Origin of the sequence: Enterobacter sp. CPE_E890, from assembly GCF_046521475.1 — a bacterium.
GTDB lineage: Bacteria > Pseudomonadota > Gammaproteobacteria > Enterobacterales > Enterobacteriaceae > Enterobacter > Enterobacter adelaidei.
The window spans coordinates 3,380,067-3,394,883 of record NZ_JBKFZW010000001.1 but is presented as its reverse complement, the minus strand read 5'-3'; the positions used below and the strand labels follow the sequence as shown (position 1 = coordinate 3,394,883).

The following is a 14,817-nucleotide window of genomic DNA, read 5'->3' as shown; positions in this document are numbered from 1 at the left end:
ACATTCATGGTCTGTTGGAGGCAAAAATGGCATTATTCGCCTCTTATAGCAAAACTGGCATACGACCAGGTTCAGGCAGAAAGGTTATCAATGAGCTGGATTGAACGAATTAAAAGCAACATTACCCCAACGCGCAAAGCGAGCATTCCTGAAGGGGTATGGACGAAGTGTGATAGCTGCGGCCAGGTTCTGTATCGCGCAGAGCTGGAACGCAACCTAGAGGTGTGTCCGAAGTGTGACCACCACATGCGTATGTCGGCGCGTAACCGCCTGCATAGCCTGCTGGACGAAGGTTCTCTGGTAGAACTGGGTAGCGAGCTTGAGCCAAAAGACGTGCTGAAGTTCCGCGATTCCAAAAAATACAAAGATCGTCTGGCCTCTGCACAGAAAGAGACCGGCGAGAAAGACGCGCTGATCGTCATGAAGGGCACCCTGCATGAGATGCCGGTTGTTGCCGCTGCGTTTGAGTTCTCCTTTATGGGCGGCTCAATGGGTTCAGTGGTGGGTGCGCGTTTTGTGCGTGCCGTTGAGCAGGCGCTGGAAGACAACTGCCCGCTGATCTGCTTCTCTGCCTCTGGCGGTGCGCGTATGCAGGAAGCGTTGATGTCTCTGATGCAGATGGCGAAAACCTCTGCTGCACTGGCAAAAATGCAGGAGCGTGGTCTGCCTTACATCTCTGTGCTGACCGACCCAACCATGGGTGGCGTCTCCGCAAGTTTCGCGATGCTGGGCGATCTGAACATCGCTGAGCCAAAAGCGCTGATCGGCTTTGCGGGTCCTCGCGTTATTGAGCAGACCGTGCGTGAAAAACTGCCGCCGGGCTTCCAGCGCAGTGAGTTCCTCATCGAAAAAGGCGCCATCGACATGATTGTCCGTCGTCCGGAAATGCGCCTGAAGCTGGCGAGCATTCTGGCGAAGCTGATGAACCTGCCAGCGCCAAACCCGGATGAGCCGCGCGAAGGCGTGGTGGTACCGGATCAGGAACCCGAGGCCTGATAACTGAAAAGGGCAGGGCCGGTTGGCGCTGCCCTTTTGCTTTCTAAACTGTTAATGACAACCGGGCATCATGGAAAATAAAAGCATTCCCCAAGCCACGTCGCCCCTGGCCGCGTGGCTTTCTTATCTGGAAAACCTGCACAGCAAAACCATTGATATGGGCCTTGAGCGCGTAAGCCAGGTCGCTGCGCGTCTTGATGTGCTGAAACCTGCGCCTTTCGTTTTTACTGTCGCGGGCACCAACGGTAAAGGGACGACCTGCCGTACGCTGGAATCCATTCTGATGGCTGCGGGTTATAAGGTTGGCGTTTACAGCTCTCCACACCTGGTACGCTATACCGAACGGGTTCGCGTGCAGAACAGCGAGTTGCCGGAATCGGCACATACGACCTCGTTCGCGGAAATTGAAGCCGCGCGCGGTGAGATCTCATTAACCTATTTCGAATACGGTACGCTTTCGGCGCTGTGGCTGTTCAAGCAGGCGCAACTCGATGTGGTGATCCTTGAGGTCGGACTGGGTGGACGTCTTGATGCCACCAATATGGTGGATGCAGATGTGGCGGTGGTCACCAGCATCGCGCTGGATCATACCGACTGGCTGGGACCGGACCGTGAAAGCATTGGCCGCGAGAAGGCCGGTATTTTCCGGGCCAATAAGCCCGCCGTGGTCGGCGAGCCGGATATGCCACACACCATCGCTGACGTGGCAAACGAGAAGGGCGCGCGTCTGCTGCGCCGCGGCGTTGACTGGCAGTATGAAGTGCGTGACAACGCCTGGTGCTTTAGCGATGCACAGGGCGCGCTGGACAACCTGCCTCTGCCGCAGGTGCCACAGCCGAACGCGGCAACGGCACTGGCAGCACTGCGCGCCAGCGGCCTCGCGGTCAGCGAGCAGGCGATCCGCGATGGTATACAGAACGCGATTCTGCCCGGGCGTTTCCAGATCGTCAGCGAGTCACCACGTCTCATTCTGGATGTGGCTCATAACCCACATGCGGCGGCTTATCTTGCCGGACGTCTTAAATCGTTACCAAAAACCGGGCGCGTACTGGCAGTTATCGGTATGCTTCATGATAAAGATATCGGCGGGACGCTGGCCTGCATGGAGAGTGTGGTCGATAGCTGGTATTGTGCTCCTCTGGAGGGGCCGCGTGGTGCAACAGCCGAGCAACTGATGGAACATCTTGGCAAAGGCGCAATCTACAATAGCGTGGCCCAGGCCTGGCATGCCGCGATGGCGGATGCTAAACGAGAAGATACCGTGCTGGTGTGTGGCTCATTCCACACCGTAGCACATGTCATGGAAGTGATGGACGCGGGGAGAACCGGTGGCGAGTAAGTTTCAGAACCGTTTAACAGGAACCATTGTGCTGGTCGCGCTTGGGGTGATTATCCTCCCGGGTCTGCTCGACGGGCAGAAAAAGCATTATCAGGATGAGTTTGCCGCTATTCCGCTGGTCCCTAAACCGGGTGATCGCGATGAGCCGGATATGCTCCCTGCGGCGACGCAGGCGCTTCCTGCTCAGCCACCGGAAGGTGCGGCAGAAGAGATCCGTGCGGGCGATGCCGCAGCACCGTCGCTCGACCCGTCTCGTCTGGCGGCAACGAGCAACAATGAGATCGACCCTGTGCCGGTAGAGCAGCCTAAACCTGTTGAAAAACCGAAGCCGGTCGACAAACCACAGCCGAAACCACAGCGCGATAAGACAGCAGAACAGCTGGCCGCTGCTTCAGAGACAGCTCCACCAGCGAAACCGGCTCAGCAAGAGGCCGCAGCCCCAACGGGCAAAGCTTACGTTGTGCAGCTTGGTGCGCTGAAAAATGCGGATAAAGTCAATGAGGTGGTGGGGAAACTGCGCAGTGCGGGGTATCGTGTTTACACTTCACCTTCCACGCCGGTGCAGGGTAAAATTACCCGTATCCTCGTGGGGCCAGAGGCGTCTAAAGACAAACTGAAAGGTTCGCTCGGCGAGCTGAAGCAGATCTCCGGTCTGAGTGGTGTAGTGATGAGCTACAGCGCTAACTAAGTACGACCTGCTCCTGAAAGAGAGAGGCGATAGGCCACGGCGTTGAACATTTTTTCAGCGCCTTTTTTATTTACGCGCGGGAAGGAAATCCCTACGCAAACGTTTTCTTTTTCTGTTAGAATTCGCCCCGAACTGGATGACAGGGCGTTAAATCGTGGGACACATATGGTCTGGATTGATTACGCCATCATTGCGGTGATTGGTTTTTCCTGTCTGGTTAGCCTGATCCGTGGCTTTGTTCGTGAAGCGTTATCGCTGGTGACATGGGGTTGTGCTTTCTTTGTTGCCAGTCATTACTACACTTACCTGTCTGTCTGGTTCACGGGCTTTGAAGATGAACTGGTCCGAAATGGAATCGCTATCGCGGTGCTGTTTATCGCGACGCTGATTGTTGGCGCTATCGTGAATTACGTGATAGGTCAGCTGGTCGAGAAAACCGGTCTGTCAGGAACGGACAGGGTGCTCGGGATCTGTTTCGGTGCATTACGAGGCGTACTGATTGTAGCCGCGATCTTGTTCTTCCTGGATACCTTCACCGGGTTCTCCAAAAGTGAAGACTGGCAGAAATCGCAGCTCATTCCAGAGTTCAGCTTCATCATCAGATGGTTCTTTGACTATCTGCAAAGCTCGTCGAGTTTTTTGCCCAGGGCATAAACCCTGAGATGTGGCTTAACGAGGAAAAGACGAATGTGCGGTATTGTCGGTATCGCCGGTTTCATGCCGGTAAACCAGTCGATTTATGACGCGTTAACGGTGCTTCAGCACCGTGGGCAGGATGCTGCGGGTATCATCACCATTGATGCAAACAACTGCTTCCGTTTACGTAAGGCGAATGGCCTGGTAAACGATGTGTTTGAAGCCCGCCATATGCAGCGTCTGCAAGGTAATATGGGGATCGGTCACGTTCGTTATCCTACTGCTGGCAGTTCCAGCGCCTCTGAGGCACAGCCTTTCTACGTCAACTCACCGTATGGCATTACCCTTGCCCATAACGGCAACCTGACCAACGCGCACGAGCTGCGTAAAAAGCTGTTCGAAGAGAAACGTCGCCACATTAACACCACCTCTGATTCTGAAATCCTGCTCAATGTGTTCGCCAGCGAGCTGGATAATTTCCGTCACTACCCGCTGGAAGCAGACAACATTTTTGCTGCTATTGCTGCCACAAACCGCCAGATCCGCGGCGCATATGCCTGCGTGGCGATGATCATCGGTCATGGCATGGTGGCCTTCCGCGATCCAAACGGCATTCGTCCCCTGGTGCTCGGCAAGCGCGACCTTGGCGATGGTCGTACCGAATATATGGTTGCCTCTGAGAGCGTGGCGCTGGATACCCTGGGCTTCGAATTCCTGCGTGACGTAGCCCCGGGTGAAGCGGTCTACATTACTGAGAAGGGGCAGCTGTTTACCCGCCAGTGTGCAGATAACCCGGTCAGCAATCCGTGCCTGTTCGAATACGTGTACTTCGCGCGTCCGGACTCGTTCATCGACAAAATTTCCGTGTACAGCGCCCGTGTGAACATGGGGACGAAACTGGGCGAGAAGATTGCCCGCGAGTGGGACGATCTCGACATCGACGTCGTTATTCCTATCCCGGAAACCTCCTGCGATATCGCCCTGGAAATCGCCCGCATTCTGGATAAGCCGTACCGTCAGGGCTTTGTGAAGAACCGCTACGTTGGCCGCACCTTCATCATGCCGGGCCAGCAGTTGCGCCGTAAGTCCGTGCGTCGCAAACTGAACGCCAACCGCGCGGAATTCCGCGACAAAAACGTTCTGCTGGTGGATGACTCCATCGTCCGTGGCACTACCTCAGAGCAGATTATCGAGATGGCGCGCGAAGCGGGTGCGAAAAAAGTCTACCTGGCTTCCGCAGCGCCAGAAATTCGCTTCCCGAACGTGTATGGTATTGATATGCCAACCGCTAACGAGCTGATTGCCCACGGTCGTGAAGTGGACGAAATTCGCCAGATCATCGGTGCCGACGGCCTGATTTTCCAGGATCTGAACGATCTCATCGACGCAGTGCGTGCCGAGAACCCAGAGATTCAGCAGTTCGAATGCTCCGTTTTCAACGGTGTCTACGTGACCAAAGATGTTGACCAGAAGTACCTCGACTATCTGGATTCGCTGCGCAACGACGATGCGAAAGCCGTCCAGCTGCAAAACGATCTCGAAAGTTTAGAGATGCACAACGAAGGTTGATGTCTCTGCAAGTGAGGGTATTCGCCCTCACTTGCAACTCCCCGCAAAATCCTGCACAGTCTGCCCTGAAATCAGTAAGGGCGAAAATCATGAAACGACTCATTGTTGGGCTCAGCGGTGCCAGTGGCGCGATTTACGGCGTACGGCTGTTACAGGTTCTGCGTAACGTAGCGGAAGTCGAAACCCATCTGGTGATGAGTCAGGCGGCGCGGCAGACTCTCTCTCTGGAAACCGATCTTTCCCTGCGTGACGTTCAGACACTCGCAGATGTCGTTCACGATGCCCGCGATATCGCCGCCAGCATCTCCTCAGGCTCATTTAAAACCGCCGGCATGGTTATCCTGCCCTGTTCTATTAAAACGCTCTCCGGCATTGTGAACAGCTATACCGACACGCTGGTGACGCGCGCGGCAGATGTGGTGTTGAAAGAGCGCCGCCCTCTGGTTCTTTGTGTGCGGGAAACGCCGCTGCATCTGGGCCACCTGCGTTTAATGACGCAGGCCGCCGAGTTGGGGGCGGTGATCATGCCACCGGTGCCGGCGTTTTATCATCGTCCTGTCTCACTGGATGATGTGATTAACCAGACCGTTAACCGTGTACTGGATCAGTTTGATATCGACCTGCCTGAAGACCTCTTCACCCGCTGGCAAGGGGCCTGATTCTGTGCACAAACAGAGTGCATGAAAAGAGTCGTTGCCCTGTTTCAGGGCAATTATGCAACGGCGATCATATCCTCGACATTTAATTCGTTTTTTCCCTTTTTCTCTCTCCGGTTCGTTCGGCAGACCTGCTATCTTTCACCATTAAGGCAATATCGCAACGTTTTATTAACATATTTAACGTCGAAGTTTTGACCAGACGGCAATGTGGCATAAGACCTGCAAGATGAAGCCTGCAACACAACACACAACACAATACATAATAAAATCACGGTACTTGAGGGTAAATGTATGAAGAAGACGGTTCTGGCTCTGTCTTTGCTCGTGGGGTTAAGTGCGGCAGCAGGTAGCTACGCAGCGCTTCCACAGACAGTTCGTATCGGTACAGACGCAACCTACGCGCCATTCTCTTCCAAAGATGCGAAAGGCGATTTCGTGGGGTTTGATATCGATCTGGGAAATGAGATGTGCAAACGCATTGCGGTGAAATGCACATGGGTGGGCAGCGACTTTGACGCGTTAATCCCGTCGCTGAAAGCCAAGAAAATCGACGCCATTATCTCTTCTCTCTCCATCACCGAAAAACGTCAGCAGGAGATTGCTTTCTCTGACAAGCTCTACGCTGCGGATTCTCGCCTGATTGCGCAGAAAGGTTCCCCTATCAAGCCAACCATTGACTCGCTGAAAGGCAAGCATGTCGGTGTGCTTCAGGGGTCAACTCAGGAAGGTTACGCCAATGCAAACTGGCGTGAGAAGGGCGTAGACGTCGTCGCGTACCAGAACCAGGATTTGATTTATTCTGACCTGGCAGCAGGTCGTCTGGATGCGGCATTCCAGGATGAAGTGGCCGCAAGCGAAGGCTTCCTGAAGCAACCTGCGGGTAAAGACTACGCGTTTGCAGGCCCGTCAGTGAAGGACAAAAAGTACTTTGGTGACGGTACCGGTATTGGCCTGCGTAAGGATGATACCGAGCTGAAAGCCGCCTTTGACAAAGCGTTCGCAGAGCTGCGTAAAGACGGTACTTACGACAAACTGGCGAAGAAATACTTCGACTTCAACGTATACGGTGAATAACACCAGGCGGTAACGCACCAGAAAGGTGCGTTACGGGAGAGGTTGACCCAATGCAGTGCATTTGTTGCACTGTATTGGATCGTTTTGTGCATACTTACGCATTTATAATGCAAAAAATCCCAGCTGAAGGGCATTAATCTTTGCCTGTAGGAGGGGATTGATGGCACATTAGCACCACCCCGTCGTCGTAAAAATCCCGTATGAAGACAGTTTGTTGAGGACAGATATGAAAAAACTCGTGTTATCACTATCTCTGGTACTGGCTTTTTCCAGCGCCACCGCGGCATTCGCAGCCATTCCGCAGAAAATTCGTATTGGTACCGATCCTACCTATGCGCCATTCGAGTCAAAGAATTCTAAGGGTGAACTGGTTGGTTTTGACATCGATCTGGCCAATGAGCTGTGCAAACGCATCAAAGCACAATGTACCTACGTTGAAAACCCACTGGACGCGTTGATCCCTTCTCTGAAAGCCAAAAAAATCGACGTGATTATGTCCTCACTCTCTATCACCGAAAAACGCCAGCAGGAGATTGCTTTCACGGACAAACTCTACGCGGCTGATTCCCGTCTGGTGGTGGCGAAATCGTCTGACATTCAACCAACGCTGGAGTCGCTGAAAGGCAAACGCGTCGGCGTGCTGCAGGGCACCACGCAGGAAACCTACGGTAACGAACACTGGGCACCGAAAGGGATTGAAATTGTCTCCTATCAGGGCCAGGAAAATATCTATGCTGACCTGACGGCAGGCCGTATTGATGCGGCATTCCAGGATGAAGTCGCGGCGAGCGAAGGCTTCCTGAAGACGCCGGTGGGTAAAGATTACAAGTTTGGCGGTCCGTCCATTAAGGATGTGAAGTTGTTTGGCGTAGGCACCGGTATGGGCCTGCGTAAAGAAGACAACGAATTACGTGAAGCGCTGAACAAAGCGTTTGCCGAAATGCGCGCTGACGGCACGTACGACAAACTGGCGAAAAAATACTTTGATTTTAATGTTTACGGCGGCTAATCGCCCCGTCAAATAACGTGCGGCCCCTCCCGCAGTGGGGGGGGAAAAGACACGGTTCCACCACTCACGATACGACAGGGCTCGCGGTATGCTGTACGGATTTTCTGGCGTTATTTTACAGGGCGCGCTTGTCACCCTTGAGCTGGCGATCAGCTCCGTGGTGCTGGCGGTGCTGATAGGTCTGGCGGGTGCCGGTGCGAAGCTTTCAGCTAACAAACCACTGGCGTTGATTTTTGAAGGCTATACCACGCTCATTCGCGGTGTTCCCGATCTGGTGCTGATGCTGCTTATCTTCTACGGTCTACAGATTGCGCTGAACAGCGTGACGGACGCGATGGGCATGGGACAAATTGATATTGACCCGATGGTGGCTGGTATTATCACCCTCGGTTTTATCTACGGAGCCTACTTCACTGAAACTTTCCGCGGTGCTTACATGGCCGTGCCGAAAGGTCACATTGAGGCGGCAACCGCATTTGGTTTTACCTCCTCACAAACGTTTCGCCGAATCATGTTCCCGGCCATGATGCGCTACGCGCTTCCGGGTATCGGTAACAACTGGCAGGTTATCCTCAAAGCGACGGCGCTGGTCTCGCTGCTCGGTCTGGAAGACGTCGTTAAAGCGACTCAGCTGGCGGGCAAGAGCACCTGGGAGCCGTTCTACTTTGCGGTGGTCTGTGGCGTGATTTATCTGGTCTTTACGACCGTCTCCAATGGTGTGCTGCTTCTGCTCGAGCGTCGCTACTCCGTGGGTGTGAAGAGGGCTGACCTGTGATTGAGATTATTCAGGAATACTGGAAATCGCTGCTGTGGACAGATGGCTATCGCTTTACCGGCGTGGCGATTACGCTCTGGCTGCTGATCTCCTCCGTGGTGATGGGCGGCATTCTGGCGGTGTTTCTTGCCATTGGCCGCGTGTCGAACAATAAATATATCCAGTTCCCGATCTGGCTGTTTACCTATGTGTTTCGCGGCACACCGCTGTACGTGCAGCTGCTGGTGTTCTATTCGGGGATGTATACGCTTGAGATCGTAAAAGGCACTGAGATGCTGAATGCGTTCTTCCGCAGTGGCCTGAACTGTACGGTGCTGGCGTTGACGCTCAATACCTGCGCCTATACCACCGAGATTTTCGCGGGGGCAATTCGTTCCGTGCCTTACGGTGAAATCGAGGCGGCGCGCGCGTATGGTTTCTCATCAGTGAAACTTTACCGCTGCATTATTCTGCCGTCGGCGCTGCGTATCGCGCTACCGGCGTACAGTAACGAAGTGATTTTGATGCTGCACTCCACCGCGCTCGCCTTTACCGCGACGGTGCCGGATCTGCTTAAAATTGCGCGCGATATTAACTCCGCGACCTATCAGCCGTTTACCGCGTTTGGCATTGCGGCGGTGCTCTATTTAATTATCTCTTATGTTCTGATTAGCCTGTTCCGTAAGGCTGAAAAACGCTGGTTGCAGCATATAAAACCTTCTTCGACGCACTGAGAAAGATGATGGCTGAGAACAAATTAAACGTTATTGATTTGCACAAACGCTACGGCGAACATGAAGTGCTGAAAGGGGTGTCGCTGCAGGCGAATGCGGGCGACGTGATCAGTATCATCGGCTCATCCGGCTCGGGAAAAAGTACCTTCCTGCGCTGCATTAACTTCCTCGAAAAACCGAGTGAAGGCTCGATTGTGGTGAGCGGACAGAATATTAACCTGGTCCGTGATAAAGACGGCCAGCTTAAGGTTGCAGATAAGAACCAGCTGCGCTTGCTGCGTACGCGGCTAACGATGGTGTTCCAGCACTTCAATCTCTGGAGCCATATGACGGTGCTGGAGAACGTGATGGAAGCACCGGTTCAGGTGCTGGGCCTGAGCAAGCAGGAAGCCCGCGAGCGCGCGGTGAAATACCTGGCGAAAGTGGGTATCGACGAGCGCCAGCAGATGAAATACCCGGTGCATCTCTCCGGTGGTCAGCAGCAGCGTGTGTCCATCGCCCGCGCGCTGGCGATGGAACCCGAGGTGCTGTTGTTCGACGAACCGACCTCCGCGCTCGATCCAGAACTCGTCGGTGAAGTGCTGCGCATTATGCAGAAGCTGGCCGAAGAGGGGAAAACGATGGTGGTGGTCACCCATGAGATGGGCTTCGCCCGTAACGTCTCGAATCACGTTATCTTCCTGCATCAGGGGAAAATAGAAGAGCAGGGGCATCCGGATGAGGTGCTGGCAAACCCGCAAAGCCCGCGTTTACAGCAGTTCCTGAAAGGCTCACTGAAGTAGATTTTGCCTTTCGCCCTCTCCCCTTTGGGAGAGGGCTGGAGTGCTGCATCAAACTGTACCGCACTCCAGCCGATACACCCAGTCGTCATAGCGCACGCCGTCAATCTCGTACGCCTTTTCCAGCACCTGCGTGCGTACAAACCCGGCTTTCTCTAATACTCGCACCGAGCCGCCGTTATCTGCCAGCACGTAGGCGTTAATCGCTTTCACGCCGGTCTGGTTAAACGCATAGTCACACACCGCGCGCAGCGCCTCGCTGGCAATCCCTTTTCCCTGCGCGGCAGGCACAACCGTATAGCCGATATCGGCCTCTTCACGATTCTCAGGGCTGATTTGCAGGCCAATGTCACCAAGCGGTGTGTCATCATCCCGCAAACGAATGACAAACACATGGGCAGCAGCGAGTCGCGCGGCAAACACGCGTCGGGTCTCTTTTTCCGGGGCGATGGCGGCCATATAGCGCATGATGCTGCGATCTTCTCGCAGCGAGCGGAAGAAGGCCCAGTCAGTGGGTTCAAAAGGAGTGAGGTGAAGCCGGGGAGTGGTGATCGTTGCCATTGTTACGCCATTTATTCGGAACATGGCCTGTCACTGTAACATATTCACCGTACTACATCCCCCAGCGCCTCTTCTAATTCATACCAGCGGAACGCAAATCCGGCCGCTTCCAGCCGTTTTGGCAGCGCCCGTTGCCCACCTAATGCCAGCACCGATGCTTCACCCATTATCAGGCGAATTACCGTTGCAGGGACACGTAAAATCGCCGGGCGATGCAGGGCGTGCCCCAGCGCATGAGCAAACTGCTCATTACGCACCGGATACGGCGCAACCATGTTAAACGGCCCGCGCAGATCGTTATCCAGCAGCCAGAGAATGCCGTTCACCATATCGTCAATGTGGATCCACGCCATATACTGGCGGCCATTACCTATGGGGCCGCCGAGCCCGAGCCTGAAAGGGGGAAGCATCTTCGCCAGAATGCCGCCTTTCGGCGCAAGCACTACGCCGGTACGCAACAGGCAGACGCGGGTGCGATCGCTCTGCGCGGCACAGGCAATGCGTTCCCACTGGGCGCAGAGTTTGTGGGTAAACTCGTTATGGGGGGGCTCTTCCTCGGTCACTACCACTTCGCCGAGATCGCCGTAATAGCCCACTGCTGAGCCTGAAATCAACACCGAAGGCGGCGTGTGGCTATTGCGAATAAGCTCGACAAGCTTTTCGGTAATGTTCCACCGACTGCTGCAGAGCAACTGTTTTTGCTCTTCCGTCCAGCGTTTGTCGGCGATGGGTTCGCCTGCCAGGTTGATGACGGCGTCAAAGCCGTCCAGATTTTGCTGCTCGGACAAATTTTTCCAGATGTCGACACCCGTCCCCAGGACCTGGCGTGCTTTCTCCGGGCTGCGCGTCACAACGGTAATGCCGTGATGCAGCGCCTGCAGGCGCGCAACGAGATGACGACCAATCAGTCCTGTACCGCCGGTCAGCAAAATCTTCATACAACCTCCAGGTTTACGCCTGGTGTTGCCAGCTTAACGTCATGGAGACGGAATCGGCATAACGCAGGGCGTGAAGTTTATCGATCTCTACTTCAGCATAAGTGACCCAGTGATGTTCGCGTGCGATGTCGAGCACATCCTGAGTTAATTTTTCCAGCAGAGAGAAGCGGTTATTTTCCACGTACTGGATGATGTTTTTGGTGATGGTGCGGTAGTTCAGCGCATCATTGATGTCTTCACTCGCCCGCGCTTTATCTGCCGGGTAGTGAATCACCACGTTAATGACAATATCCTGACGGTTGGCGATCTCTTCCTCTTTGATACCGATGAAGGTACGCAGGCGTAAATTTTTTATACGAATAATAGCGTCTGGCTGTGACATTGCAGGTCTTCTCCGTGTCAGTATTTCCTGCTCATAATACATGAGAGGCACCCAGCCTCATACAGGGTTAAATTTGCTGGATTTTTTGCATCGCGCGTTCGGTGGCCGGGCGGGTCCGAATACGCTCAAACCAGTTGTTCACCGCCGGGTAAGAGGCCAGGTCAATTCGGTGCTTTTCGAAGGTATTCACCCATGGCCAGCAGGCGATATCAGCAATACTGTAATGATCGCCCCCGAGCCACGGCGTTTTCTCCAGGCGACGATTCAGGACGCCATAGAGCCGTTGAGTTTCTACCTGGTAACGTTCTATCGCATAGGGAATGGGCTGCGGGGCGTAAGCGGTAAAATGGTGATTTTGCCCCAGCATGGGACCCAGTCCACTTACCTGCCAGAACAGCCATTGCAAAGTATGGTGCCGTTCACGCAATTCACCGCTCAACAGTTTGCCGGTTTTCTCCGCCAGATAGAGTAAAATTTCGCCGGATTCAAACAGGCTCAATGGTCTGCCCCCATCCGCTGGCTGGTTATCTATGATGGCTGGGATTTTATTGTTTGGTGAGATAGCCAGAAAGAGAGGGCTAAATTGATCGCCTTTGCTGATATCCACGCGAATGATCCGGTAATCCAGTTCGGCCTCTTCAAGAAAGAGGGTGATCTTTTGGCCGTTTGGGGTAGGGGCATAATAAAGGTCGATCATTTTCAACTCTTCTCCATGTGAAGAATGGCGTCATGAAAATGAGTATAGGTGGTTGTTGTAAATCGTGAGTTTTCATCAAGTGACAGCAAGGCAAAGAGATTATATGTTGAGTAAAAACCGATCAGCCGATGAGGATGTTATGAACCAGCCTGTAATCACATTGTGGTCCGATGCGAATTTCTTTTCTCCCTATGTAATGAGCGTATACGTTGCGCTGGCTGAAAAGGGGCTCACTTTTACGCTGAAGACCGTTGATCTTGATGGTGGTGAACATCTCAAGCCGCAGTGGCAGGGCTACGACCTGACCCGACGTGTACCGGTGCTGGAAATAGATGGATTTGCGCTGAGCGAATCGTCAGCGATTGATGAATATCTGGAAGATCGCTTCGCGCCACCAGAATGGGAACGTATCTACCCTCACGATCTGCAAAAGCGTGCCCGGGCGCGGCAGATTCAGGCGTGGCTGCGTAGCGATCTGGTACCGATTCGCGTGGAACGCTCGACGGACGTTGTGTTTGCCGGGGTGAAAAAACCAGCCCTGAGCGCAGAAGGCACAGAAAGCGCGCAAAAACTGATTGAAACCGCCACCTCACTGCTTGCGCATGGCAACCCGAACCTGTTCGGCGAGTGGTGCATTGCCGACGCCGATCTGGCGTTGATGTTAAACCGCTTAATCCTCAACGGTGATGAAGTGCCGCAACTGCTGGTGGATTATGCTGCGTTTCAATGGCAGCGAGCCTCTGTGCAGCGCTATGTGGCACTCTCCGCTAAGCGTGCGGGCTGATAACCCCTGGCGCTTCAGGTATGATAAGGGCAGTTTGTTTTCCCGAGGAGTGACTGATGAAACTAATGTTTGCGTCGGATATCCATGGATCGCTGCCCGCTACCGAGCGAGTTCTTTCCCTGTTTGCGCAAAGCGGTGCGCAGTGGCTGATCATTCTGGGCGATGTGCTCAATCACGGACCGCGTAATGCGCTACCGGAAGGCTATGCCCCGGCGCAAGTGGCGGAAAAGCTCAACCAGCATGCCTCGCGCATCATCGCCGTTCGCGGTAACTGCGACAGCGAAGTCGATCAGATGCTGTTGCATTTTCCTCTTACCGCGCCGTGGCAACAGGTACTGCTGGAAAAAAGTCGCCTGTTTCTGACGCATGGACATCTTTTTAGCCCGGATAATCTCCCGACGCTGGCGGCTGGCGATGTCCTGGTTTACGGTCATACTCATATTCCGGTTGCTGAAAAGCGCGGTGAGATTTATCACTTTAACCCGGGGTCGGTCAGCATACCCAAAGGCGGATACCCTGCGAGCTATGGCATGCTCGATGGAAATACGTTAAGCGTTATCGCACTTAATGATCAGCAAGTTATTGCGCAGGTAGCGATTAATCCGTAAGTTACACCTCAACTGCAAACGCGCCGAAAGAGCGCTTAGACGAGAAGGTTTCCCGATGGTGGAGCAGAATCATTTGGCAAGTACAGAGTGGGTTGACATTGTCAGCGAAGAGAATGAAGTGATCGCGCAGGCCAGCCGCGAACAAATGCGTGCGGAACGTCTGCGTCATCGTGCGACATATATCGTTGTTCATGACGGTATGGGTAAAATTCTGGTTCAGCGCCGCACGGACACCAAAGATTTTCTCCCGGGTATGCTGGATGCCACTGCAGGCGGTGTGGTCCAGGCTGATGAAGTGCTGCTGGATTCCGCGCGTCGTGAAGCGGAAGAAGAGTTAGGTATTGCGGGCGTACCGTTTGCCGAACATGGGCAGTTCTATTTTGAGGATGAAAACTGCCGCGTCTGGGGCGGGTTGTTTAGCTGCGTCTCTCACGGGCCGTTTGCCCTGCAGGAAGAAGAAGTCAGCGAAGTGAACTGGATGACGCCGGAAGAAATTACCGCGCGTTGCGACGAGTTCACTCCAGATTCATTAAAAGCGCTGGCACTGTGGATGAGCCGTAACGCGAATAACGAGTCGACCAAATCAGAGAAAGAGGAAGAGGCTGAGTAA

Annotated in this window: 18 protein-coding genes; 14 read left to right on the top strand and 4 right to left on the bottom strand. The window is 54.0% G+C overall.

The features are described from left to right. Positions 1-90 precede the first annotated feature (90 nt). The 11 genes from accD to hisP all read left to right on the top strand — a co-directional run bounded on the left by accD (position 91) and on the right by hisP (position 10,240). A complete protein-coding gene (gene accD, locus ACLHV9_RS16615; RefSeq protein WP_003861408.1) occupies positions 91-996 on the top strand; it encodes an acetyl-CoA carboxylase, carboxyltransferase subunit beta in 906 nt (301 codons plus the stop codon). Positions 997-1,066: 70 nt separating this feature from the next. Continuing rightward, positions 1,067-2,335, top strand: a complete 1,269-nt coding sequence (gene folC / locus ACLHV9_RS16610) for a bifunctional tetrahydrofolate synthase/dihydrofolate synthase (RefSeq protein WP_407220851.1) — start codon at positions 1,067-1,069, stop codon at positions 2,333-2,335. Further along, positions 2,325-3,023 carry a cell division protein DedD gene (dedD, locus tag ACLHV9_RS16605; RefSeq protein WP_114977628.1) on the top strand — a complete coding sequence of 233 codons (699 nt, stop codon included), beginning with the start codon at positions 2,325-2,327 and terminating at the stop codon, positions 3,021-3,023. The genes folC and dedD overlap by 11 nt, the downstream gene beginning before the upstream one ends. 165 nt (positions 3,024-3,188) lie before the next feature. Then, positions 3,189-3,677, top strand: coding sequence for a colicin V production protein (cvpA, locus tag ACLHV9_RS16600; RefSeq protein WP_000262116.1), 489 nt, complete (start codon positions 3,189-3,191; stop codon positions 3,675-3,677). 33 nt (positions 3,678-3,710) lie between these two features. After that, on the top strand, positions 3,711-5,228 hold the full coding sequence (gene purF / locus ACLHV9_RS16595; RefSeq protein ID WP_049005877.1) for an amidophosphoribosyltransferase: 1,518 nt from the start codon (positions 3,711-3,713) through the stop codon (positions 5,226-5,228). Positions 5,229-5,317: 89 nt separating this feature from the next. Next, positions 5,318-5,887, top strand: a complete 570-nt coding sequence (locus ACLHV9_RS16590) for a UbiX family flavin prenyltransferase (protein WP_108090840.1) — start codon at positions 5,318-5,320, stop codon at positions 5,885-5,887. 291 nt (positions 5,888-6,178) lie between these two features. After that, positions 6,179-6,961, top strand: a complete 783-nt coding sequence (argT, locus tag ACLHV9_RS16585; protein WP_028016218.1) for a lysine/arginine/ornithine ABC transporter substrate-binding protein ArgT — start codon at positions 6,179-6,181, stop codon at positions 6,959-6,961. 226 nt (positions 6,962-7,187) lie between these two features. Then, positions 7,188-7,970 carry a histidine ABC transporter substrate-binding protein HisJ gene (gene hisJ / locus ACLHV9_RS16580; protein ID WP_008502592.1) on the top strand — a complete coding sequence of 261 codons (783 nt, stop codon included), beginning with the start codon at positions 7,188-7,190 and terminating at the stop codon, positions 7,968-7,970. A gap of 88 nt (positions 7,971-8,058) precedes the next feature. Beyond that, positions 8,059-8,745 carry a histidine ABC transporter permease HisQ gene (locus tag ACLHV9_RS16575; protein WP_014832782.1) on the top strand — a complete coding sequence of 229 codons (687 nt, stop codon included), beginning with the start codon at positions 8,059-8,061 and terminating at the stop codon, positions 8,743-8,745. Continuing rightward, the gene (locus tag ACLHV9_RS16570) at positions 8,742-9,458 is read left to right on the top strand and encodes an ABC transporter permease (RefSeq protein ID WP_028016219.1); all 717 of its coding nucleotides are present in this window, start codon (positions 8,742-8,744) and stop codon (positions 9,456-9,458) included. Before ACLHV9_RS16575 ends, ACLHV9_RS16570 begins: the two co-directional genes overlap by 4 nt. An 8-nt stretch (positions 9,459-9,466) precedes the next feature. Continuing rightward, the gene (hisP, locus tag ACLHV9_RS16565; protein ID WP_028016220.1) at positions 9,467-10,240 is read left to right on the top strand and encodes a histidine ABC transporter ATP-binding protein HisP; all 774 of its coding nucleotides are present in this window, start codon (positions 9,467-9,469) and stop codon (positions 10,238-10,240) included. Between the two features lie 48 nt (positions 10,241-10,288). Here the strand turns inward: hisP and ACLHV9_RS16560 are convergent, their stop codons facing one another. The 4 genes from ACLHV9_RS16560 to yfcG form a co-directional block, all read right to left on the bottom strand. Then, positions 10,289-10,798, bottom strand: a complete 510-nt coding sequence (locus ACLHV9_RS16560; RefSeq protein ID WP_108090839.1) for a GNAT family N-acetyltransferase — start codon at positions 10,796-10,798, stop codon at positions 10,289-10,291. A 44-nt stretch (positions 10,799-10,842) separates the two neighbouring features. After that, positions 10,843-11,736: a TIGR01777 family oxidoreductase gene (locus ACLHV9_RS16555; protein ID WP_108090838.1), complete on the bottom strand. Its 894-nt coding sequence runs from the start codon at positions 11,734-11,736 to the stop codon at positions 10,843-10,845. 13 nt (positions 11,737-11,749) lie between these two features. Next, positions 11,750-12,118: a dihydroneopterin triphosphate 2'-epimerase gene (gene folX / locus ACLHV9_RS16550; RefSeq protein WP_028016226.1), complete on the bottom strand. Its 369-nt coding sequence runs from the start codon at positions 12,116-12,118 to the stop codon at positions 11,750-11,752. Positions 12,119-12,185: 67 nt separating this feature from the next. Beyond that, positions 12,186-12,815: a GSH-dependent disulfide bond oxidoreductase gene (gene yfcG / locus ACLHV9_RS16545; RefSeq protein WP_049005864.1), complete on the bottom strand. Its 630-nt coding sequence runs from the start codon at positions 12,813-12,815 to the stop codon at positions 12,186-12,188. Positions 12,816-12,954: 139 nt separating this feature from the next. Here yfcG and yfcF point away from each other — a divergent pair, with 139 nt between their 5' ends. From yfcF to yfcD, 3 genes are read left to right on the top strand one after another with little or no spacing between them, the layout of a single operon-like run. Next, entirely contained in the window at positions 12,955-13,599 is a 645-nt protein-coding gene (yfcF, locus tag ACLHV9_RS16540) for a glutathione transferase (protein WP_028016228.1), read from the top strand. Between the two features lie 56 nt (positions 13,600-13,655). Then, positions 13,656-14,207: a phosphodiesterase gene (gene yfcE, locus ACLHV9_RS16535; protein WP_028016229.1), complete on the top strand. Its 552-nt coding sequence runs from the start codon at positions 13,656-13,658 to the stop codon at positions 14,205-14,207. Between the two features lie 55 nt (positions 14,208-14,262). After that, positions 14,263-14,817, top strand: a complete 555-nt coding sequence (gene yfcD / locus ACLHV9_RS16530; protein WP_028016230.1) for an NUDIX hydrolase YfcD — start codon at positions 14,263-14,265, stop codon at positions 14,815-14,817.